16 protein-coding genes and 1 pseudogene are annotated in these 22,350 nt (G+C 51.5%); 9 read left to right on the top strand and 8 right to left on the bottom strand.

The features are described from left to right. Positions 1-118 precede the first annotated feature (118 nt). From DB48_RS16440 to DB48_RS16425, 4 genes are all read left to right on the top strand, one after another. The gene (locus DB48_RS16440) at positions 119-799 is read left to right on the top strand and encodes a response regulator transcription factor (RefSeq protein WP_041511289.1); all 681 of its coding nucleotides are present in this window, start codon (positions 119-121) and stop codon (positions 797-799) included. Positions 800-1,354: 555 nt separating this feature from the next. After that, a complete protein-coding gene (locus DB48_RS16435; protein ID WP_041511288.1) occupies positions 1,355-2,482 on the top strand; it encodes a M14 family metallopeptidase in 1,128 nt (375 codons plus the stop codon). Between the two features lie 8 nt (positions 2,483-2,490). Next, positions 2,491-2,808, top strand: coding sequence for a hypothetical protein (locus DB48_RS16430; RefSeq protein WP_041511287.1), 318 nt, complete (start codon positions 2,491-2,493; stop codon positions 2,806-2,808). Beyond that, entirely contained in the window at positions 2,805-3,086 is a 282-nt protein-coding gene (locus DB48_RS16425) for a YeaC family protein (RefSeq protein WP_041511286.1), read from the top strand. Before DB48_RS16430 ends, DB48_RS16425 begins: the two co-directional genes overlap by 4 nt. An 85-nt stretch (positions 3,087-3,171) precedes the next feature. On the opposite strand, the gene ansA is transcribed toward DB48_RS16425, so the two are convergent. After that, positions 3,172-4,185, bottom strand: coding sequence for an asparaginase (gene ansA, locus DB48_RS16420; RefSeq protein ID WP_041511285.1), 1,014 nt, complete (start codon positions 4,183-4,185; stop codon positions 3,172-3,174). Between the two features lie 107 nt (positions 4,186-4,292). Beyond that, positions 4,293-6,134, bottom strand: a complete 1,842-nt coding sequence (gene sppA / locus DB48_RS16415) for a signal peptide peptidase SppA (RefSeq protein ID WP_041511284.1) — start codon at positions 6,132-6,134, stop codon at positions 4,293-4,295. Between the two features lie 165 nt (positions 6,135-6,299). On the opposite strand from sppA, the gene DB48_RS16410 reads away from it, so the two are divergent. Together DB48_RS16410 and DB48_RS16405 are read left to right on the top strand one after the other, a co-directional pair. Continuing rightward, positions 6,300-8,315, top strand: a complete 2,016-nt coding sequence (locus tag DB48_RS16410) for an oxidoreductase (protein WP_041511283.1) — start codon at positions 6,300-6,302, stop codon at positions 8,313-8,315. A 253-nt stretch (positions 8,316-8,568) separates the two neighbouring features. Further along, the gene (locus DB48_RS16405) at positions 8,569-9,099 is read left to right on the top strand and encodes a YciI family protein (protein WP_235375432.1); all 531 of its coding nucleotides are present in this window, start codon (positions 8,569-8,571) and stop codon (positions 9,097-9,099) included. Between the two features lie 180 nt (positions 9,100-9,279). On the opposite strand, the gene yfaE is transcribed toward DB48_RS16405, so the two are convergent. The 5 genes and pseudogenes from yfaE to ubiG form a co-directional block, all read right to left on the bottom strand. After that, positions 9,280-9,654 carry a class I ribonucleotide reductase maintenance protein YfaE gene (gene yfaE / locus DB48_RS16400; RefSeq protein ID WP_443018675.1) on the bottom strand — a complete coding sequence of 125 codons (375 nt, stop codon included), beginning with the start codon at positions 9,652-9,654 and terminating at the stop codon, positions 9,280-9,282. Next, on the bottom strand, positions 9,629-10,759 hold the full coding sequence (nrdB, locus tag DB48_RS16395; protein ID WP_041511282.1) for a class Ia ribonucleoside-diphosphate reductase subunit beta: 1,131 nt from the start codon (positions 10,757-10,759) through the stop codon (positions 9,629-9,631). Before nrdB ends, yfaE begins: the two co-directional genes overlap by 26 nt. Positions 10,760-10,818: 59 nt before the next feature. Beyond that, positions 10,819-13,107, bottom strand: coding sequence for a class 1a ribonucleoside-diphosphate reductase subunit alpha (nrdA, locus tag DB48_RS16390; protein ID WP_041511281.1), 2,289 nt, complete (start codon positions 13,105-13,107; stop codon positions 10,819-10,821). Positions 13,108-13,576: 469 nt separating this feature from the next. Continuing rightward, positions 13,577-14,241: pseudogene (locus tag DB48_RS20635) on the bottom strand (HAD family hydrolase). 55 nt (positions 14,242-14,296) lie between these two features. Next, a complete protein-coding gene (gene ubiG / locus DB48_RS16380) occupies positions 14,297-15,025 on the bottom strand; it encodes a bifunctional 2-polyprenyl-6-hydroxyphenol methylase/3-demethylubiquinol 3-O-methyltransferase UbiG (protein WP_041511280.1) in 729 nt (242 codons plus the stop codon). Between the two features lie 298 nt (positions 15,026-15,323). On the opposite strand from ubiG, the gene gyrA reads away from it, so the two are divergent. Further along, the gene (gyrA, locus tag DB48_RS16375; protein WP_041511414.1) at positions 15,324-17,978 is read left to right on the top strand and encodes a DNA gyrase subunit A; all 2,655 of its coding nucleotides are present in this window, start codon (positions 15,324-15,326) and stop codon (positions 17,976-17,978) included. Positions 17,979-18,109: 131 nt separating this feature from the next. Further along, positions 18,110-19,204, top strand: a complete 1,095-nt coding sequence (gene serC, locus DB48_RS16370) for a 3-phosphoserine/phosphohydroxythreonine transaminase (RefSeq protein WP_041511279.1) — start codon at positions 18,110-18,112, stop codon at positions 19,202-19,204. A gap of 246 nt (positions 19,205-19,450) precedes the next feature. Here serC and DB48_RS16365 read toward each other — a convergent pair whose 3' ends face one another. Continuing rightward, complete coding sequence (locus DB48_RS16365) at positions 19,451-20,641, bottom strand: amino acid aminotransferase (protein ID WP_041511278.1); 1,191 nt, start codon at positions 20,639-20,641, stop codon at positions 19,451-19,453. 390 nt (positions 20,642-21,031) lie between these two features. Here DB48_RS16365 and aroA point away from each other — a divergent pair, with 390 nt between their 5' ends. Further along, complete coding sequence (gene aroA, locus DB48_RS16360; protein WP_041511277.1) at positions 21,032-22,312, top strand: 3-phosphoshikimate 1-carboxyvinyltransferase; 1,281 nt, start codon at positions 21,032-21,034, stop codon at positions 22,310-22,312. Positions 22,313-22,350 lie beyond the last annotated feature (38 nt).

Below are 22,350 nucleotides of genomic sequence, written 5' to 3'. Positions count from 1 at the left end.
TCGTCACAGCACCGGTGAGATGTGGGTCATAGTTTTATCCTCAGGTGAGATAAAGGACTGGATTGGCTCGATGAGTTAATGTAACCTTAATGATAATTGTTATCATTAAGGTTATTAAATGGAAAGAGTGCTACTCGTTGATGATGATCCCTTTGCGCGAGAAATCCTTTATCTTGGCTTAATGGCCAGCGGGTATCAGGTGCATTGTGCCAGTAATGGCCAGGAAGCGCTGTTGATCTTAGGTAAAATGGCGATAGATCTCATTATCTTAGATGTTGAGATGCCCCATCTGGATGGCTTTGCCTTTCTGCAGGCGCGCAGCGATAATCTGCCGGTGATCCTCATCTCGGCAACCGATGAAGAGGAGAGGCGGATAAAAGGATTTCGCCTCGGCGCCGATGATTTTATCTCTAAGCCGGTCAGTGTACGCGAGCTGGTGGCACGCATCGATGCGCTACGCCGCCGCGCGGACATCACTAAGTCCCAGTTGACCGAGGTTCTGCCGCTGCCGATAAAGGCGATCTACTTTAATCAGAATGACTTTAGCATCGAGGTAGCCGAAAGACGTGTCGCCTTAACCCAGACGGAGTTCAAGCTGCTCAAGTACCTTTTCGATCGCAAGGGCGAGGTGATCACTAAACAGGAACTGCAGCGTAGTGTGTTAAAAAAAGATCTCGGACAGTTTGATCGTAATCTGGATATGCACATCAGCAATACCCGGCGCAAACTGGCCAAGATCAGCCTGCCAAAAACCATCATCAATACGGTAAGAGGCCAAGGTTACAGTTTTCTTTGCTAGGACCTGGTTTTCTTTAAGGTCTAACTTGTGTGCTAACTTGGGGGAGAGCCAAAGCTGTTGGAGTCTTGTCCTTGTGTCTATGGTTTTTTGTAACAGTGCTTTATGCTCGAGTCGAGCATTGGAGCATTGGAGCATTGGAGCATTGGAGCATTGGAGCATTAGAGCATCGGAGCATTGGAGCAGAGTGGCCTAGCTTTGTCTTGGACTCGCAGTATCCTGGCTAAGTCTATTTCCAGCCATAAGCCGATGGACGCACATATTGGTTGGTCGTATATAGATGTTCACTTAGCCGCCGCTACCTGCATTTGTCGGCTATTTTGACTGCGTTATCTCGGGTTGCTTTGCAGCCAAAAAAACGCCTTGATTCTGCCTTGTATAAATCACCTTCAAACTGCCGCAAAAACAAACGCCAAAGATCAACAGGCCCTAGTCATTTTGACAGCAAAAAATCTGGCTTTTATTTGGCGCAAGCGCTGCGAAAATGGGGCAAATTAGTTTATCCTTAGGGGATCAGCAGACCCAAGACGTCTGCCTTAACTCAATGAAGGAATGGATATGCTAATCAGTGCCAATTTTGACGGCGGTAATATTGAGGTCATCAACCAAGATGATATCAATAATGTGCAACTGGCCATTAGACCCGATGAAGGGGGCGAGTTTTTTCAGTGGTTTAACTTTCGCCTGCAAGGTGAAGTTGGCCAGCGCTATACCCTGAATATCATCAACGCGGGTCAGGCTTCTTACACCAAAGGTTGGGAAGACTATCAAGCTGCGGCAACCTACGACCGACAGCAATGGTTCCGCCTGCCGACGCATTATCAAGATGGCAAATTGACCATAGAGGTAGAGTTGGATTGTGAGATGATCCAGATTGCCTACTTCGCCCCCTATAGCTACGAGCGTCATCAAGACCTGCTCAGCGCCGTACAGGTCCATCCCTTAGTCTCTATCGAGCATCTGGGTAAAACCTTAGACGATCGCGACATGACCCTGGTTAAGGTGGGTGATGAAGATGAAGAGAAAGCCAAGATCTGGATCACCGCGCGCCAGCACCCGGGTGAAACCATGGCCGAATGGCTGGTGGAAGGTTTGCTGAATAACCTGCTCGATGGCGATTGTCCAACGGCCAAGGCGCTGCTGGATAAGGCTAACTTCTATATCGTGCCTAACATGAACCCCGATGGCGGCGTACGTGGCCACCTGAGAACCAACGCTAAGGGGGTTAACCTCAACCGCGAATGGCAGAGCCCATCGTTAGAGAAGAGCCCCGAGGTGTACCATGTGGTCAATCGGATGAAAGAAACCGGCGTCGATCTCTATTACGATGTCCATGGCGACGAAGGCCTGCCTTATGTGTTCCTCGCTGGTTGCGAAGGTGTACCGGGTTACAACCAGAAGATGGCCGATCTGCAAGCCGATTTTGTTAAGGCCCTGCTGATGGCCAGTGCCGATTTTCAAGATGAATTTGGCTACGATAAGGATGAACCGGGTCAGGCGAATCTTACCGTGGCTTCAAACTGGGTGGCGCAAACCTTTGGCTGTCTCTCTAATACCCTAGAGATGCCGTTTAAAGATAATGCCAACATGCCAGATCCTATGGCTGGCTGGTCACCTGAGCGTTGTATCTACCTTGGCGAGGCGTCACTGCTGGCGATGCTGGCCGTGGTCGATAAGCTGAGATAGGAGGGGAGATGGCCTTAGTAGAATGCCCAAGCTGTCATAAGCGCATATCGAGTTTGGCTAAGAGCTGCCCGCACTGTTCTTCCGGCCTGTCGGGAGATAATGAGTCGCTTAATCGGATCAGTCATATTAAGCGCACCAATCAGTTGATGAATCAGAGTTTTCTGGCGATGACGCTGTTTATCGCCGGTGTAGTGCTCTGGTTTTGGGGCGGCGAACCCGCTGAGGGGCTCAGAGCCAATATCGCTGGCATCTGCTTCGTCTTTGGCTTTATCGGTTATCTGATAGCCAGAATCCGCATCGTGTTACATAAACGGAAGAGTATATGAGTGATATCAATAAGGTGATCGATGATATGCCTCAAGAGGTATATGAGCGATTACTCAGCGCCGTCGAACTCGGCAAGTGGGAAGACGGCACTGTGCTGTCTGATGAGCAGAGAGACTCGACCCTGCAACTGGTGATGATGTACCAGGCTCGCAGGTTAGATCAGAAGGATCACTTCACCATCAATAATCAGGGTGAGCTGAACGAGCTGTCGAAGGCTGAGCTGAAACGTCAGTTTAAGGGCGAGAGTATCGCCGCCTTCAAAGAGCAAGACCTCTAAGCGCAAAAAGCCCCTTTAATAAGGGGCTTTTTAATTCATCGTCTGTTGGCTAATAAGCTGTTTAGCTTATCGCCTTTAGGCCTCGCTAGTCTTCGGTCAGCTCGCCGCAGAGATCTTGCTGCATCTGCACCCGAATATCGCTTACCGAAAGCTCGGTCGACAGCAGGTAATGCAGTTTGCTGAGCGCGGCTTCCGTCGTCATATCGAAACCACTGATCACCCCGGCCTTGGCCAGCGCATTGCCCGTGGCATAGCCGCCCATGTTGACCTTACCCTGCAGACATTGGGTGAGGTTCACCAATATGATGCCGCGTTCGTTGGCTCTACGCAGACACTCGAGCAGCTCAGGATTCTGTGGTGCATTACCCACGCCGTAGGTGAGCAAAATCAGCGCCTTGACTGGCTGCTGCAGTATGTTGTCGATGATCTCTGTGGTAATCCCCGGGTAGAGAGTAACCACGCCTATCGGCTGTGGACTGATCTTGTTGACCGTGAGGGTATTGGCCTTGCTATCTGAGATACGCCCCGCCTTGAGGCGGATCTTAATGCCCGCCTCTAACAGGATAGGGAAGTTGGGCGAGGCAAAGGCATCGAAGCCGTCCGCATGGGCCTTGGTGGTGCGATTGCCACGAAACAGCTTGTTGTTAAAGAATAGACATACCTCGGCCACCGGATAGTTGGCGGCGATATAGAGGGCGTTGAGCAGATTGGTCTGGCCGTCGGAGCGCAGCTGGGCGAGTGGGATCTGCGAGCCGGTGACGATCACGGGTTTGGTGAGCCCCTGAAGCATGAAAGAAAGCGCCGAAGCGGTAAAGGCCATGGTATCTGTGCCGTGCAGGATCACGAAGCCGTCATACTTGTCATAGTTTGCCTTGATATCGTCGGCGATCATCTGCCAGTCTGTCGGCGCCATGTTGGAGGAATCGATTAGGGGACAGTATTCATGGATGACAAAGTCTGGCATCTCCTGGTGAAAAAACTCTGGCATGGCCTTTACGCAGTCGGTGAGAAACCCAGGTACCGGGGCGAAACCATTGTCTGTCTTTTGCATGCCTATGGTGCCGCCTGTGTAGGCGACATAGATGGAGGGCTTTTTCATTATAGTGATAGCTTTATTGATGCAGGATTGGCGCGATTATACTTAGGATGACGCCAATAAAAAAGCCCGCATCGGCGGGCTTTATTGTGATTGAGTCGCGATAGCGATTAATAGTTACAGCTGTCGCAGTAGAGATAGAGACCCTTTGGATCGTCAAAGGCGTTAAACTCTTCGGCGACGCTGCTTACCTGACCAAGCAGCTGCTCGACTAGGCTGCTCTGAGACAGGCTCTGTGGCATATAGCTAACCGCCTGGGCAAACATCTCTTGAATGAACAGCTCTTGGGGAGAGAGTTCCTGCTCGATTAATTTGGTATCGAACTTCTCAAGCTTAGCCAGCTCGGCCGCCTTGGTGACGGCTTGCTGCAGATCGCCGAGTTCATCGACCAGGCCAAGGTCTAGGGCGCGTTTGCCTGACCAGACACGGCCTTGGGCGATTTTATCTACCTCTTCTGGCTTCATGCCACGCTCTTCAGAGACGAGAGAGATAAAGTCCTGATAGCCGCGCTCGATATGACGCTGGATGATCGTCTTAAGGTCATCGCTGATCCCTTGGGTGCTGGAAAACGACGTCCAGCCAGAGGTCGACACGCCATCTGTATGGATCCCGATCTCAGCCAATGAATCTTCGAAGGTGGTCATCATACCGAAGATGCCGATAGACCCCGTCAGTGTCGTCGGTGTGGCAAAGATATAATCGGCACTCGCCGAGATCCAGTAGCCACCCGAGGCGGCGTAGGTGCCCATGCTCACTACCACAGGTTTATTGGCCTCCTTCAGGGCCAGTACTTCCTGGCGGATCTGCTCTGAGGCAAACGCGCTGCCGCCAGGGCTGTCGACTCTCAGTACGACCGCTTTTACCTTGTCGTCGAATCTGGCCTTACGTAGCAGGGCAGAGGTGCTCTCGCCGCCGATCTGGCCTGCTGCCTGGTGGCCATTGAGAATGTTACCCTTGGCCACTATGATGCCAACGGCATCGTGCATCAGCACAGGCGGGAATTGTTGAATAACGCTCTGGTAGTCATAGAAGCTAATCTGCTTGAAACTGTGACCCTCTTTGGCTTTACCAACTTGCTCTACCATGTCCAGACGGAACTGCTCGGCCGAGGCGAGTTTATCGACCCAGCCAAGGTTCATCGCCATCTGTGATGAGCGGCCTTTGGCCTTGTCGAGTTCGCTAAGGTAACGCTCGGCGCTGAGCATGAGGTCTTGCTGCTTGATGCCGCGGTTCTCACTGACCGTGGCTTCGTAGCTATCCCAGATATCTTGCAGCAGTTCGCGGTTGGCCGATTTGGCGGCCTCAGACATATCGTCGCGCATGAAGGGCTCGACCGCAGACTTAAAGGTACCCACCCTGAAGACGTGCGCCTTGATCTTGAGCTTGTCCAGTGCCGACTTGAAATATTGACGATAGCGGCTCAGGCCTTCGATCTCCACCGAACCCTGGGGGTTGAGGTAGATGGTATCGGCGAAGCTCGCTAGGAAGTACTGGTTTTGTCCATACCAGTTGCCCATGGCAATAATTGGCTTACCCGAGTCTTTAAAGCGACTTAGTGCATCGCCTATGCTCTGTAGCTTGCTGATCCCCGTCCATCTTAGGTGACCAATGTCGAGCACTATGGCGGAGATACGCTTGTCGCTGGCGGCGTTATTGATAGCATTTAGCAGATCGGCGAGCAGGATCTCGCCATCACTCTGGCCCCCTTTGCCACTCTTCATGGCGGCCTCGATGGGGTCCACCTGGCGCTTTTGCTCAACTACGCTACCGGAGAGATCCAGCACTAATGCTGATCCCTCTTCGACGGTCGGGCTCTCCTCGCCGGCGAGGATCACAACTAATAGGGCGATAAAACCGAAGAAGAATAGATTTAAGATCACCTTGCGTGTGGTATTCACCACCTTCCACAAGGTGGAAAAGATCCGTTTAAATATTGAGGGCTTAGCGGACATTATCCACTCCTTTATGACTCTGATCCCTCTATGCTAACTGAAAATAACCATGGGGGCGAAACACAATTGTAAATGAATCTTAAGCTTTGGCATGCATTGAGTATTGAGCAAAATGGAAACAGCGGGTATGCTGATTTAAATCACTTGTTTTAAAAGGATGTTTAAATGTCGTTTCCGCATTTATTAGAACCCTTAGATCTTGGCTTCACACAACTGAAGAATCGTGTGCTTATGGGCTCCATGCACACAGGTCTCGAAGAAGAAAAGGGCGGTTTTGAGAAACTGGCAAAATTCTATCAAGAACGTGCTGCCGGTGGTGTTGGTCTGATTGTCACCGGTGGGATCTCGCCGAACCTCAGAGGCCGATTGGCGCCTAATGCCTGTCAGCTTAGCTTTCCCTGGCAGGTGGCCAAGCATAAAATCGTCACTCAGGCGGTACACCAGGCAGGCGGTAAGATCTGTATGCAGATCCTGCATGCCGGACGTTACGGTTATCATCCTTTTTCACAGGCGCCGAGCAAGATAAAGTCGCCTATTACGCCTTTTACCCCGTCGGCCATGTCGGGACGTCAGGTAAGAAGCACCATTAAAGATTACGCCACCACGGCGGCGCTGGCTAAGAAGGCGGGCTATGATGGCGTCGAAGTGATGGGATCTGAAGGCTACCTCATTAATCAGTTTATCTGTGCCAGAACCAATAAACGCAGCGATGAATGGGGTGGCGAATTTAGCCAAAGAGCCAGGTTCCCGGTGGAGATCGTCAAGGGGATCCGCGAGAAGGTCGGCAGCGATTTTATTATCGTGTTTCGTCTCTCTATGCTGGATCTGGTGGATAACGGTTCTTCCTGGGAAGAGGTGGTGCAGCTGGCTAAATGGTTGGAAAGCGCCGGCGTGACCATCATCAACACGGGCATAGGCTGGCATGAGGCCAGGGTGCCGACCATTGCCACCAGCGTGCCTCGCGGCGCCTTCGCCTGGGTCACCGAGCGCCTCAAGCAAGAGGTGAGTGTGCCACTTATCGCTACCAACCGCATCAATACCCCTGAAATAGGTGAGCAGATCATTGCATCGGGTCAGGCCGACATGGTCTCAATGGCCCGTCCATTCCTGGCCGATGCCGAGTTCGTCAATAAGGCGGCGGCTGGAGAGAGCAAGCTTATCAACACCTGTATCGGTTGTAATCAGGCCTGTCTTGACCATACCTTTGCGCTGAAGCGTGCCACCTGCCTGGTTAACCCCAGGGCCTGTTATGAGACTGAGCTTAACTTCACGCCAGCTAACAACAAGAAGCGCATCGCCGTCATGGGCGCAGGACCTGCCGGCATGGCATTTTCCATCTATGCCGCCAGCCGTGGCCATCAGGTGGTGCTGTTTGAGGCCAAAGGCGAGGTAGGCGGTCAATTTAACCTGGCCCGTAAGATCCCGGGCAAAGAAGAGTTTGACGAGACCATACGTTACTTCACCGAACAGATGAGGTTGCACAAAGTCGAACTCAGGCTCAACACCCGACTGGACGCCTCAGTGGTTAGAGACGAGCCCTTCGACGAGGTGGTGATTGCCGCAGGTGTCGTCCCAAGAGCGCTCGATTTACCTGGCTTTAAGAGTCCCAAGGTGGTGAACTATCAACAGGTTCTCAATGGCGAGGTTGAGGTCGGCGAGCGGGTAGCCCTTATCGGCGCCGGCGGCATTGGTTTCGATATGGCCCACTATCTTGGTGAGCAGGAGTCGACCACGCTTAAACCCGATACCTGGCTGAAGCAGTGGGGTATCGACAAGTCCTATGGCGAGCGAGGCGGTTTGACCACACCTGAGTCTGAACATCCAAGCCGTAAGATCTATCTGTTGCAACGTAAAACCAGCAAGATGGGTAAGGGGCTTGGCAAGACCACTGGTTGGATCCACCGCGCCGTGGCTAAACATCACGATGTCGAGATGCTAAACGGCGTCAGCTACGAGAAGTTTGACGAACAAGGCCTGCATATCACGGTGGATGAAGAGGCCAAGGTACTCGAGGTCGATAATGTGGTCTTGTGCGCGGGGCAAGAGTCCAACCGCAGCCTGGTCGATGAAATGAAAAACAGCGGACTGCCGGTACATCTGATTGGCGGAGTGGATGTCGCCGCAGAACTGGATGCGAAACGGGCGATTCGCCAAGGCGCCGAGCTGGCCGCAAGCATCTAAACTGGCTGGCTTAAACTAGCATCGAGTACAAAGAGCGGTAGCTGAATTCATCGCGTTCTTTGCTAATTCGACGTTTTATTAAGTAAAAGCTAACCTTATGGGTTAGCTTTTTTTATACCCTTGGCATACCTTAAGTGAATGCTTTATGTGAGCTGAGTGAGAGTGCCGTGAGAATAGGGTGAGAGTGCGGTGGGAACACGGTGAAAGCTCAGTAAAAACAGCTAAGTTAACCCTTAGATATGGGGATGAAATAATGAAAACAACGAAAGCCACCATCATGGCCAATACCAATATTAAAGCTAAGACCAAAACTACCAGTAAGACGAGAGCTGATGGATTACTGCTCAGCCTGTTGTGCTTGGTAACGGCCCTGATGCTTGCCGGGCCCTTAAGGGCCGAGACCTATGACGCTGAGCTGGCCGCCAAGGTCGGTGCCGATGAATATGGCATGAAGCGTTACGTGATGGCCATGCTCATGAGCGGCCCTAATCGCGACCAATCCGAAGAAGAGGCAGAGCGGCTGCAGCGGGCACACTTGGATAATATCACTCGATTGGCCGAGGCTGGCAAACTGGTGCTCGCAGGCCCTTTCCTGGAAGAGGGGGCGCTTAGGGGGATCTATATCTTCAACGTCACCAGCGTCGAGGAGGCTAAGGCCTTAACCGAATCCGATCCCGCCATTAAGGCCGGTCGCCTGGTGATGGAGCTGCATCCCTGGTATGGCAGCGCCGCCCTGATGGAGGTTAATCGGCTGCACGATAAGCTAGCGAAAAAAGCGATCTAACTTACAGCGCAGTAAGATAGCTGAAGACTGCCAAAGCATTATTCTCGGTTTGTCTGATGCTTTTCTGATGGTTTGTCTAGGTTGGCTTTGGCTAAGTTTTTGTTTAAGGCTTTGGCTTAGGCTCTGTATAAGGTTTTTTAAGGCTATGCCTTAGCGGGGAGCTAAGTGAGTATCTGCGAGTCAGTCGGCGGTGCAGGCCAACTCGATAGAGACTTGTGCGGTAACGACCTCTGCCCCCTGGGCCGAGAGCGCCAGATCCAGATCGCCATCGGGATGACAGCAGCAGGGCAGGCACTCATCCTCTTCCAGCTCGACCAGCGGCTCGGTATGGTAGACGACACTGCCGCGATTGACCTTGGTCTTACAGGCACCACAAAAGCCGTTGCGACACTCAGAGAAGATACGAACTTTCTTCTGCTCGAGCGCCGCCAACAGGCTCTGGTGGTTGCTGGTATAGAGTAGGACAGGTTGCCCTTGAAGGCTCACGATAGGAGCCTTCTTAAAGATCGCCTTGTTAAAGGCCTCTTTCTTATAGATCAAAGTCGGCAAACTCACTTTCGTCGACAGAGGCGTCGATCTGACCCACTAGGTAAGAGGATACCTCGACTTCCTGTGGCGCGACCTGTACCGAATCACTCTCCAACCAGTTCTTCATCCACGGCAGAGGGTTGCTCTGATCGGCATATGGGCTTGCCAGGTTGACCGACTTCATACGCTCGTTGGTGATGTACTCGACGTATTGGCAGAGGATCTGTTCGTTCAGGCCGATCATAGAGCCATCCTTAAACAGGTACTTGGCCCACTCTTTCTCTTGCTCGGCTGCCTTAACGAAGATATCGATCGCCTGCTGTTCGCACTCTTTGGCGATCTCGGCCATCTCAGGATCGTCCTTGCCGCCTTGCATCAGCTTAAGGATATGCTGAGTGCTGTTAAGGTGTAGGGCTTCATCACGGGCGATGAGGCGGATGATCTTGGCGTTACCTTCCATCACCTTACGCTCGGCGAAGGCGAATGAGCAGGCGAAGCTGACGTAGAAGCGGATCGCCTCAAGTACGTTAACCGACATCATGCACAGGTAGAGGGCTTTCTTGATCTCTCGGGTGGTGACCACTAGGGTCTTGCCGTTGATCTCGTGAGTGCCTTCGCCCATCAGATGATAGATCTGGCTGAGTTCGATCAGGTTATCGTAGTAATCGGCAATATCGCTGGCACGCTTGAGGATCTCTTCGTTCTGGACGATGTCGTCGAATACTACCGAAGGATCGTTCACGATGTTACGAATGATGTGGGTGTATGAGCGAGAGTGAATCGTCTCGGAGAAAGACCAGGTCTCGATCCAGGTCTCCAGTTCTGGCAGCGACACTAATGGCAGGAAGGCGACGTTTGGCGAGCGTCCCTGAATAGAATCCAGTAGGGTCTGATACTTGAGGTTAGAGATAAAGATATGCTTCTCATGATCCGGCAGCGCCGCATAATCAATCTTATCTTTGCTGACATCCACCTCTTCTGGACGCCAGAAGAAAGAGAGTTGCTTCTCGATCAGCTTTTCGAACACTTCATATTTTTGCAGATCGTAACGGGCAACGTTAACCGATTGACCGAGAAACATGGGTTCCAGCAGGGCATTGTTAGGTGTTTGACAAAATGTTGAATAGGCCATTTTTCTATCTTCCGATAAAGGGGGCTAGGCCCCCTGATAAAAGGTTAAAACACGTAGAGTTAGATCTTACAGGCGCCGCCTGCACAGCTATCGTCTTCTTTCTCAATGGAGGTGATATCGTCATATTTATCTGACGCACCGTCACGTGTGTTGTGATAGTAAAGTGTCTTCACACCATATTTGTATGCCGTTAGTAGGTCTTTCAGCAGCACCTGCATAGGCACCTTGGCGCCTGGGAAGCGGCTTGGGTCATAGTTGGTGTTGGCCGAGATAGATTGGTCAACAAACTTCTGCATCAAGCCTACCAGCTGCAGGTAACCTTCGTTGCCTGGCATGTTCCAAAGTAGCTCGTAGCTGTACTGGTACTTCTCGAAGTCCGGTACCACTTGCTTGAGCTGACCGTCCTTGCTGGCTTTAACGCTGATAAGACCGCGTGGAGGCTCGATACCGTTAGTCGCGTTTGAGATCTGCGATGAGGTCTCAGATGGCATCAGGGCCGACAGGGTCGAGTTACGCAGGCCGTGGGTCTTGATCTCCTCACGTAGCGTTTCCCAATCCAGGTGCAGTGGCTCGTCACAGATCTTATCGAGATCGCGCTTGTAGGTATCGATAGGCAGAATACCCTTGGCGTAGTTGGTCTCGTGGAAGGCAGGGCAGGCGCCTTGCTCTTTTGCCAACTTCATCGAGGCCTTCAGCAGATAGAACTGGATCGCTTCGAAGGTCTTGTGTGTGATGCCGTTGGCGCTGCCGTCTGAGTAACGTACGCCTTCTTTAGCCAGATAGTTGGCAAAGTTGATCACACCAATACCGAGCGTACGACGATTCATCGAGCCTTTGTGCGCCGAAACGATCGGGTAGTCTTGATAGTCGAGTAGGCTATCGAGTGCACGCACGGCAAGATCTGCCAGGCTTTCGAGCTCGTCCAACTTCTTGATGGCACCCAGGTTCAATGCAGATAGGGTACACAGGGCAATCTCACCATCGGGATCGTCGATGTTGTTTAGCGGCTTGGTCGGCAATGCGATTTCAAGACACAGGTTAGATTGACGCACCGGCGCAACCTTAGCATCGAACGGACTGTGAGTATTACAGTGATCCACGTTCTGGATATAGATACGACCCGTTGAGGCACGCTCTTGCATCATCAAGGAGAAGAGTTCTACCGCCTTGATCTGCTTCTTACGAATGCTCTCATCTTGTTCATATTTCACATACAGACGCTCGAACTCGGCCTGATCTTCGAAGAAGGCGTCATATAGACCTGGTACGTCTGATGGGCTAAACAGGGTGATCATGCCGCCCTGAATAAGACGCTGGTACATCAGCTTGTTGAGCTGCACGCCGTAGTCCAGGTGACGAATACGGTTATCTTCTACGCCGCGGTTGTTCTTCAGCACCAGCAGAGACTCAACCTCAAGGTGCCACATCGGGTAGAACAGGGTTGCTGCGCCGCCGCGAACGCCGCCTTGTGAACAAGACTTAACCGCCGTCTGGAAATACTTATAGAAAGGCAGACAACCTGTGTGGAACGCCTCACCACCGCGGATTGGGCTGCCCAGCGCGCGGATACGGCCAGCGTTGACCCCGATGCCAGCACGTTGCGACACATATTTCACGATAGAAGAGGCGGTCGCATTGATAGAGTCCAGGCTGTCGCCACACTCGATCAGTACGCAGGAGCTGAACTGACGTGTCGGCGTACGCACACCTGACATGATAGGTGTCGGTAGCGAGATCTTAAAGGTCGAGGTCGCGTCATAGAAATCTTTAACGTACTGAAGACGCGTCTCTTTCGGGTAGTTGGCAAACAGACAGGCCGCCACCAGAATATAGAGGAACTGCGCGCTCTCGTACACTTCGTGGGTGACACGGTTTTGAACCAGGTACTTACCTTCCAGCTGCTTGACCGCGGCATAAGAGAAGTTCATGTCGCGCCAGTGGTCGATATAGCTGTCGAGTGTGTCTAACTCCTCGCGGCTATAGTCGTTAAGAATATGCGTGTCATATTTGCCTAGCTCAACCAGCTTCACCACATGCTCGTATAGCGAAGGCGGCTCAAATTGGCCGAAGGCTTTCTTGCGCAGGTGGAAAATGGCCAGACGTGCAGAGAGGAACTGGTAGTCTGGTGATTCTGGCGAGATAAGGTCGGCAGCGGCCTTAATAATGGTTTCGTGGATCGCTTCAGTTGGAATTCCATCATAAAACTGAAGGTGTGAACGTAATTCGACTTCCGATACTGAGACATTATTCAGTCCTTTGGCCGCCCAAGTGATCACTCGGTGGATCTTATCGAGATCGATAGTTTCACGTTCGCCACTGCGCTTCGTGACTTGCATATTGCTGTTCATTGAAGATAAGCCTTGAATTAAATATCGCTAGGGGTGAAAAGCTCCACCCTACGTTTCCATGTAAAAACAATCGAAGATGTTAAAAAAGTACCTGAGCACTACTGCAGTTCTAGTGGCTTCGACCGCCGCCCATACACAAGATATGGTGTTTTTTCTTTTATAGGATACAAGATAGTGAGGTTGGTGGGATATTGCAAGCGGGTTTTTAGGGGACAAGTTGTGGATATCTTGGGGGTAAACCAAAGGGTTAGTAATGGCTTACCTTTAACCCTTGTTTTCAATTACGATAGCAATGCCGGGTCAAGATTTAGACGACCGATCACGCCTAACACGAAAGCTAAAATATTGGCCAGATCCTATGGATCTTTTTGTGCTAAAAAAGGATCGCGCTCCCAGTCAGGACTACTTTTTACTGATGCGTCACACGCCCGCACACGAGAGCATGTGATTCATCTCCCTTAACAGACACTTACCCCTGTTTTAGCAGCTCAAGTACCTTAGATGGCGCCTCGAAGCCAAAGTCGTGCGGCCATAGGTGTGCGTGGTCATTGTTTCCAATATAACCCCAATGCGCGATGCCGCCGAGCATGTCACTATTGCGGGCCGCCTCGAGGTCTCGTTTGGCATCGCCAAGATAGAGAATATGCGCACAGCTCACACCCAGTTGCGATGCGGCCAGCCGCATCGGCGCGGGATGGGGTTTACTCTGGGTGGTGGAATCGCCGCTGATGATGGCTGGCATCTTACTGGCTAATTCAAGCCTGTGCAGCAGGGGCCTAGCAAAGCGCCCGCCTTATTGGTGACGACCCCATAGGGGATACGCTGGTCGCTAAGGTGTTGCAGCAGGGGCTGCATACCATCAAACAGCTTGGCCGCCTGGCCATTGACCCTGTGATAATGAGTAAGTAGCGCCTGCTGGATGGCCGCTTTCTCTTCATCATTAAGATGGGGCTGAGCGGCTTCGACCAAGGCCAGGCTGCCATGAGACGCCGCAAAGCGAATATCTTCCAGCAGTTGACTGGGCAGTCCGAAGTCGTTTAGCGCAAGGTTTAGCGCCAGCACGAGATCTGGCGCCGTGTCGACTAAGGTGCCATCGAGGTCGAACAGCACACCTTTTATCTGCACTGTATCTATAGCCACTGCATCGATAGGCATTGCATCGATAGACATCGAATCTGTCGCCAACCCTTTAGTCATCCTGTTTAACCGTGGCGATCATATAGTTGACGTCTAATGACTTGGTGTAGCGGAAGATATCGGTCAGCGGGTTATAGGTGATGCCAGTGGCGTCGACGCACTCTAGCTCCACCGCATCGGCCATGCCAATGAGTTCAGATGGCTTGATGTACTTCTTATGGTCGTGGGTGCCCACAGGCAACATCTTAAGTAGATACTCGGCGCCAAGCACTGTCTCAACATAGGCCCTCAGGTTGCGGTTGATGGTCGAAAAAAACACATAGCCGCCAGGCTTGACCATGTCGCTACAGGCCTTGATCACAGAGGCAGGGTCGGGCACGTGTTCGAGCATCTCCATGCAGGTGACTACATCATACTGACCCTTATGGTTATCTCTGTGGTGCTCAGCCGTGTCTTGGATGTAGTTAATCTCAACGCCCATCTCTAAGGCGTGAAGTTTAGCGACATCGAGGGGCTCGGCGCCCATATCCAATCCATCTACCTTAGCTCCCAGACGCGCCATGCTCTCTGAGAGGATACCGCCGCCGCATCCGACATCCAGCACACGCTTACCAAACAGGCCACCGACGGCTTGATCGATATAGTTGAGTCTTAGGGGATTGAGCTTATGAATAGGTTTAAATTCCCCTTCGGGATCCCACCAAGTGGCAGCCATCTTCTCAAACTTGGCAATTTCTTGCGGATCGACATTGGCATTGTTAGTCGCAGAAAGGTTAGACACGGACAGTCCTCACAAGGGGATAAATGATGTTGCTATTATACCCATCGCCTTAGATAAACAAAGGAGAAGCCAGCGAAAATGTCTGCTTAGTCATCAGATTGCTGTTAAAGCGTTCATTCTACCTAAAACCAACTTAGGTTTTACGCCGTAAACAGATATTTGAGGTGAAATTTCAATAGGGTCTAGCGCCTTTAAATATCTGTGTTAGAATGCCAAATCACGTTTTCAGGCTTGATAAAATATTGCCTGGTTTTTAAGCAGTATTTTGTTGGCTAAATTTCAAGGGATCGAGCAGTTTATGACTGATCTGGCTTCATCTATAACACCAATTAATATTGAAGACGAATTAAAGAATTCATATTTGGATTACGCCATGAGCGTGATCGTTGGCCGTGCGTTACCCGATGTGCGTGACGGTCTAAAGCCGGTTCATCGCCGCGTATTATTCGCGATGAACGAGTTGAAGAACGATTGGAACAAACCTTATAAAAAGTCGGCGCGTGTCGTCGGTGATGTGATCGGTAAATATCACCCGCACGGTGACTCGGCCGTTTACGACACTATCGTTCGTATGGCGCAGCCGTTTTCTATGCGCTACACCTTGGTCGATGGTCAGGGTAACTTCGGTTCGGTCGATGGTGACGCCGCGGCGGCCATGCGTTATACCGAAATTCGTATGGACAAGCTGGCGCACCAACTGCTGGCCGACCTAGAGAAAGAAACCGTCGATTACGTCCCTAACTACGACGGTACCGAGCAGATCCCGGCAGTGCTGCCGACCCGTATTCCTGCTTTGCTGGTCAACGGTTCGTCGGGTATCGCCGTGGGTATGGCGACCAACATTCCACCTCATAACCTGTCAGAAGTGATCTCCGGCTGTCTTGCGCTGATCGATGAGCCAAGTCTCTCTATCGAGCAGTTGATGGAGCATATTCCAGGTCCGGACTTCCCAACGGCAGCGATCGTCAACGGCCGTAAGGGTATCGAAGATGCCTATAAGACGGGTCGTGGTAAGGCGGTCATGCGTGCCCGCGCTACCGTTGAGACAGAAGACAACGGTCGTGAACGCATTATCGTTACCGAGATCCCTTATCAGGTGAACAAGGCGCGTCTGATCGAGAAGATCGCCGAACTGGTAAAAGATAAGAAGATCGAAGGCATCAGTGGCCTGCGCGACGAGTCTGATAAAGACGGTATGCGTATCGTTATCGAGGTGAAGCGTGGCGAAGTGGGTGAGGTGATTCTCAACAACCTATACGCTCAGACACAGCTACAGACCTCTTTCGGTATCAACATGGTGGCCTTGACCAATGGTCAGCCTAAGTTGTTTAACCTTAAAGAGATGCTCGAGTGCTTCATCCTTCACCGTCGTGAAGTGGTGACTCGCCGTACCGTATTCGAACTGCGTAAGGCACGCGAGCGTGCGCATATCCTCGAAGCATTGGCGATAGCGCTGGCCAATATCGACCCTATCATCGAGCTGATTAAAGCATCACCAACGCCAGCCGAAGCGAAAAGCAAGCTGGTTGCGCAAGGCTGGGCCCTTGGCAATGTACAAGGCATGCTGGAGAAGGCCGGTGATGATGCTGCGCGTCCTGAGTGGCTGGCACCCGAGTTTGGTATTCGTGATGGCCTCTACTTCCTGACCGAGCAACAGGCTCAGGCGATTCTGGATCTGCGTCTGCACAAGCTGACCGGTCTGGAACATGAGAAGATCTTAAGTGAATATGAAGAGCTGCTGGAACTGATCGCAGCCCTGCTTTACATCCTGCGCAGTCCAGAGCGTCTGATGGAAGTGATCAAAGAAGAACTCCAGGAAGTGCTGGAAAACTTCGGTGATGAGCGCCGCACTGAGCTTAATGCTTCTGCTGTGGATATCAGCCTCGAAGATCTGATCAACGAAGAAGATGTGGTTGTGACTCTGTCGCATCTGGGTTATGCCAAGTATCAACCGCTAAGCGACTATCAGGCCCAGCGCCGTGGTGGTAAGGGTAAGGCGGCGACTAAGGTGAAAGATGAAGATTTCGTCGAGAAACTGCTGGTTGCCAACACCCACGACACCATCCTGTGCTTCTCCGATTTCGGTAAGATGTACTGGCTCAAGGTGTACCAGCTACCGCTGGCAAGCCGTCAGGCCCGTGGTCGTCCAATTATCAACCTGTTGCCATTAGCCGAAGGCGAGCGCATTACCGCTATCTTGCCGGTACGTGAATACGATGCCGACAAGTATGTGATCATGGCGACCTCTCACGGCACTGTGAAGAAGACCTCACTGGATCAATACTCTCGTCCACGAGCCAACGGTATTATCGCCGTGAACCTTAAAGATGGCGATCAGCTGATCGGCGTCGATATCACTAACGGTGATAACGAGGTAATGCTGTTCTCTAACGAAGGTAAGGTCGTTCGCTTTAGCGAAGATCAGGTTCGTGGCATGGGCCGCACCGCGACAGGTGTTCGTGGTATCAAGCTTGAAGATGGCCAGAGCGTGGTGTCGCTCATCGTGCCTAAGAATGATGGCGCCATCCTAACCGTCACCGAGAACGGTTATGGTAAGCGTACGGATCTGGATGAATACCCAGCTAAGAGCCGCGCGACCAAGGGTGTAGTCTCAATCAAGGTCAGCGAGCGTAACGGCGCCGTCGTAGGTGCGGTACAAGTGCTTGAAAACGACGAGATCATGTTGATCAGCGATAAGGGCACCCTAGTACGTACACCTGCATCTGGCGTATCGACAATTGGTCGTAACACTCAAGGTGTGACCATTATCCGTACGGCAAGTGACGAGACGGTTGTGGGACTGCAACGTATCGACGAGATCCAGGATGATCAGGAACTCGACGAAGAGGGCAATCCTATCATCACGGATAACCTTGATGACAACTTAGCCGATAACAACCTAGCCGATGGCGACGCGCCAGAGGCTGAACCAAACGCTGAGCCAAACGAATAGCGTTTAACACAATAAACGGGCGTCCTTATGGACGCTCGTTTTGTTTGAGCAAGTCAAATCCGCAATTAACAATAAGCCAGTGGCATACATTCTGAAGCAACACAGTTGAAAGAAGAGCAAAGGAGAAAGCAGTGAGCGCGACATATAATTTCTGTGCAGGGCCGGCCATGTTACCTCAGCCCGTAATGCAAAAGGCACAAGAGGAGTTATTGGATTGGAACGGGCAGGGAGTCTCCGTGATGGAGATCAGCCATCGTAGTAAAGAGTTTATCGCGCTGACTCAGCAGGCCGATGCCGACATCAGAGAGCTGATGAATATTCCCAGCAACTACCATGTACTCTTTATGCATGGCGGTGGTCGTGGCCAATTTGCCGCTGTTGTGAATAATTTACTTGGTAATAACGGAAAGGCGCTCTATCTGGTCGATGGTAGCTGGTCTTCATCGGCAGTTGAAGAAGCCAAGAAACTCGCCGGTGATGCGCAGATCGATACCCTGAATATCGTAGACAAAACCGATGGTATTAGCCGGGTTGTGTTACCTGAGCTGAGCGAGATCAAGCAAGATTATCGTTATCTGCACTACTGCCCAAATGAGACGGTAGATGGTATCGAAATTTTTGATGAGATAGATTCTCCTTGGCCAATTGTTGCCGATATGTCTTCTAACATTATGTCTCGTGAGATAGATGTCAGGCGTTACGGCCTGATCTATGCCGGCGCCCAGAAAAACATAGGCCCATCGGGTTTGAGCATAGTTATCGTTCGCGATGATTTACTGCAATATCCGCAGCTGACTCAGGCGTCCATCATGGATTATCGTCTGGCAGTAAAACATGACTCCATGTTCAACACGCCGCCAACCTTCGCCTGGTATCTGGCCGCCGAAGTGTTTAAGTGGCTTAAGGCGCAAGGTGGCGTGGCTGAAGTCGCCAAGATTAATGAGCGTAAGGCCGAGACCCTATATGGCTTTATCGACAGCTGTGACTTCTATGAGAACCGTGTGGCGAGCGCAAACCGATCGAATATGAACGTGACCTTCTATCTAAAAGATGAGTCTCTTAACGAGGCGTTTTTAGCCGAGGCCAAGGCCGCTGGCCTGGTCGCATTGAAGGGCCATCGCAGTGTCGGCGGCATGCGCGCCAGCATCTATAACGCCATGCCTTTGGCTGGCGTCGAGGCGCTGGTTAGTTTCATGAAAGCCTTTGCCGATAAACACGCTGGCTAATACCAATCGTAATAAACAATTGATCATTCTAGCTTGTTAATACGCTCGATAACTGTATTAGTATTTTTAATTGTAGAATAACTACTTATCTAAAAATCCTGCTTTGTTCTCAAGCGTTTTTCCTGTGCTACTTCTGATCACATGTTTACTTTGATTGGTATAACTCAAAGGGCGCTTGAGCTAAACAAAAAGGGGACCGTATGGTCCCCTTTTACTAGATATCAGATGTCTGATATCGGCTGAGTATTACAACACCTTGGCGATAGACTCGGCGAGGTAATCGACATTGCCATTACCTATGCCGGCGATGCTGATACGGCTCGAATCTACCATATAGATACAGTGGTCCGCCTGGAGCTGCGCAACTTGTTCTGGGGTAATGCCGAGGAAGGAGAACATACCTTTCTGCTTGGCAATAAAGCTAAAGTCACGGGTTACACCTTTTTCGATCAGCTTGTTCACCAGCATGGCACGGTTGCCATTGATGCGGTCACGCATCACTTTTAGCTCATCTAGCCACTGCTGCTTGAGTTCATCTGAACCTAAAATGGTTTCTACAATCGCCGCGCCATGGGCTGGCGGCATAGAGTAGATGCAGCGCACCACGTAGAGCAGTACAGAATAAGCTACATTGGCCTTTTGGCTATCTTTGGCGACGATAGAACAGGCGCCGATACGTTCGCGATACAGGCCGAAGTTCTTCGAGCATGAGCTACACAGGATCATATTATTGACGTGCTCGGCCATCTGGCGCACGCCATAGGCATCTTCATCGACACCGTCACCAAAGCCCTGGTAGGCCATGTCGATGAGCGGTGTGAAACCTTGTTGCTTAGTCAGTGCGATCACCTGATCCCACTGCTCGTTAGTGAGGTCCATGCCACTTGGGTTGTGACAACAGGCATGGAACAAGACCACATCGTCTGCGCCAATCTGGCCAAGGGTGGCCAGCATCTCCTCGAATTTCAGCGTCTTGTTTTCATGATCATAGTAGGGGTAGGTCTTGACCTGAATACCGGCCGCCTCAAACAAGCCTGTATGATTTGCCCAGGTTGGATCGCTCACCCAGATAACGCTGTTTGGATTGATGCGTTTGATGAAGTCCGCCGCGACACGCAGGGAGCCTGTGCCACCTGGGGTAGATACGGTGCGAATGCGATCGGCTAGCAGCGCCGGGTTGTCTTGGCCAAAAGCCAATTCGCCCATCAGCTGATTAAAGGCGGGGGAGCCCGTTGGACCTATGTAAACTTTTGTTGCCTCGGTATCGATACGGTGCTGCTCGGCGCGTTTGACGCAGGCTAAGATCGGGGTGTTTCCCGCTTCGTCCTTATATACACCAACGCCTAGATCTACTTTGTTTGCATGGGGATCTTCACGGAATTTTGTCATCAGCCCTAGGATAGGATCGGCGGGCATAGGGGAAAGATTCTCGAACATGGCTCCAACTACCTTATTGTCTTGTTATAGGCCCTTAATGGCCTTCGCTGTGCGTAGCCTTAGGATAAACTAATTTTGCGCGGGATTTACAGCACAAGACGCGATTTTATCGAAACTTGAACTTGGCAAATTTTCATGCCAGTGGCGGATGGCTTGTCTGTTTTTGCCGTTTATTTGTGGGCCGATAGCATACTAAGAAAGAAAATTACTCATTAACGGCTATAAATCGTAAAAAAGGGTTGAATACTGCGGCTCAATCAGTAATTTTATAACCACGAGGCTCAGGTCAATTGAGCAGATGGCCATTTTGTCGTGATGGCAAGTGTTAAGTATCTAACAGTATCAATAATCCGCGGCCAGCCTTGGCTGCAACCAATTAAGAAGTGATTAATGAAACAACTACGACTCGATCCTATATCTAAGGTTCATGGCACCGTCAATATTCCCGGTTCCAAGAGTATTTCTAATCGCGCCCTGTTGTTGGCGACCTTAGCTGAAGGGAAAACCCGGCTCACCAATCTGCTCGATTCCGACGACATTCGTCACATGCTAACGGCCTTGAAACAACTTGGGGTGAATTACCAGCTGTCAGACAATAACCGGGTTTGCGAACTCGAAGGTCTGGGCGGCGCCATTAATAGTGACTCGGCTCAGACGCTGTTCCTCGGTAACGCTGGTACGGCGATGCGTCCCTTATGCGCGGCGCTCACACTTGGACGCGGTGAATTTACCCTAACCGGTGAGCCTCGCATGGAGGAGCGTCCCATCGGCGATCTGGTCGACGCCCTTAGCGCCCTCGGCGCCGACATCAGCTACTTGAAGCAGCCAGGCTTTCCGCCGTTAACCATAAATGCCACCGGACTCAATGGCGGCGATGTAGAGATTGCCGGTGATCTGTCGAGTCAGTTTCTTACCGCACTGCTGATGGTCACGCCACTGGCTAAAGAGCAGGTGAATATCAAGATCAAGGGAGAGCTGGTCTCAAAACCCTATATCGATATCACCATCGCCTTGATGGCACAATTTGGCGTCACCGTCATTAACCATGACTATCAGCGCTTCGAAATTCCCGCGGGTCAAAAATATGTCTCGCCCGGTACTGTACTGGTCGAGGGCGATGCCTCCTCGGCGTCTTACTTCCTGGCCGCGGGCGCCATTCAGGGCGGTGAGGTTAAGGTCACCGGCGTTGGACTAAAAAGCATTCAGGGCGATGTGAAGTTTGCCGACGTGCTCGAGGCCATGGGCGCCGAGATAGAGTGGGGCGATGATTTCATTATTGCCAGAAGCGCGCCGCTGCAGGGGGTCGATCTCGATATGAACCATATCCCGGATGCCGCCATGACGATTGCCACGACGGCGCTGTTTGCCAGCGGTACCACCACCCTGACCAATATCTATAACTGGCGTATCAAAGAGACAGACCGTCTCGCTGCCATGGCGACCGAACTGCGTAAAGTGGGCGCCGAGGTCGAAGAGGGCCACGACTTTATTCGCGTCACCCCACCGGCTCAGCTAAACACTGCCGATATCGATACCTATAACGATCATCGTATGGCCATGTGTTTCTCGCTGATGGCCTTTGCCGATTGTGGCATTACCATCAACGACCCAGATTGTACCTCCAAGACCTTCCCTGACTATTTTGCCCAATTCGCGGCGCTGGCCCAGTAGGCTATGTCTTTCACCTAAGTCCTCCACCGCGGGTCAGC

It is taken from the genome of Shewanella sp. cp20 (genome assembly GCF_000832025.1).
Taxonomy (GTDB): domain Bacteria; phylum Pseudomonadota; class Gammaproteobacteria; order Enterobacterales; family Shewanellaceae; genus Shewanella.
This window is presented reverse-complemented; position numbering and strand designations above follow the sequence as displayed.

Coding starts and splice junctions, on each gene's coding strand:
- DB48_RS16440 (WP_041511289.1), top strand. CDS start 119: ATGGAAAGAGTGCTACTCGTTGATGATGATCCCTTTGCGCGAGAAATC.
- DB48_RS16435 (WP_041511288.1), top strand. CDS start 1,355: ATGCTAATCAGTGCCAATTTTGACGGCGGTAATATTGAGGTCATCAAC.
- DB48_RS16430 (WP_041511287.1), top strand. CDS start 2,491: ATGGCCTTAGTAGAATGCCCAAGCTGTCATAAGCGCATATCGAGTTTG.
- DB48_RS16425 (WP_041511286.1), top strand. CDS start 2,805: ATGAGTGATATCAATAAGGTGATCGATGATATGCCTCAAGAGGTATAT.
- ansA (WP_041511285.1), bottom strand. CDS start 4,185: ATGAAAAAGCCCTCCATCTATGTCGCCTACACAGGCGGCACCATAGGC.
- sppA (WP_041511284.1), bottom strand. CDS start 6,134: ATGTCCGCTAAGCCCTCAATATTTAAACGGATCTTTTCCACCTTGTGG.
- DB48_RS16410 (WP_041511283.1), top strand. CDS start 6,300: ATGTCGTTTCCGCATTTATTAGAACCCTTAGATCTTGGCTTCACACAA.
- DB48_RS16405 (WP_235375432.1), top strand. CDS start 8,569: ATGAAAACAACGAAAGCCACCATCATGGCCAATACCAATATTAAAGCT.
- nrdB (WP_041511282.1), bottom strand. CDS start 10,759: ATGGCCTATTCAACATTTTGTCAAACACCTAACAATGCCCTGCTGGAA.
- nrdA (WP_041511281.1), bottom strand. CDS start 13,107: ATGAACAGCAATATGCAAGTCACGAAGCGCAGTGGCGAACGTGAAACT.
- gyrA (WP_041511414.1), top strand. CDS start 15,324: ATGACTGATCTGGCTTCATCTATAACACCAATTAATATTGAAGACGAA.
- DB48_RS16365 (WP_041511278.1), bottom strand. CDS start 20,641: ATGTTCGAGAATCTTTCCCCTATGCCCGCCGATCCTATCCTAGGGCTG.
- aroA (WP_041511277.1), top strand. CDS start 21,032: ATGAAACAACTACGACTCGATCCTATATCTAAGGTTCATGGCACCGTC.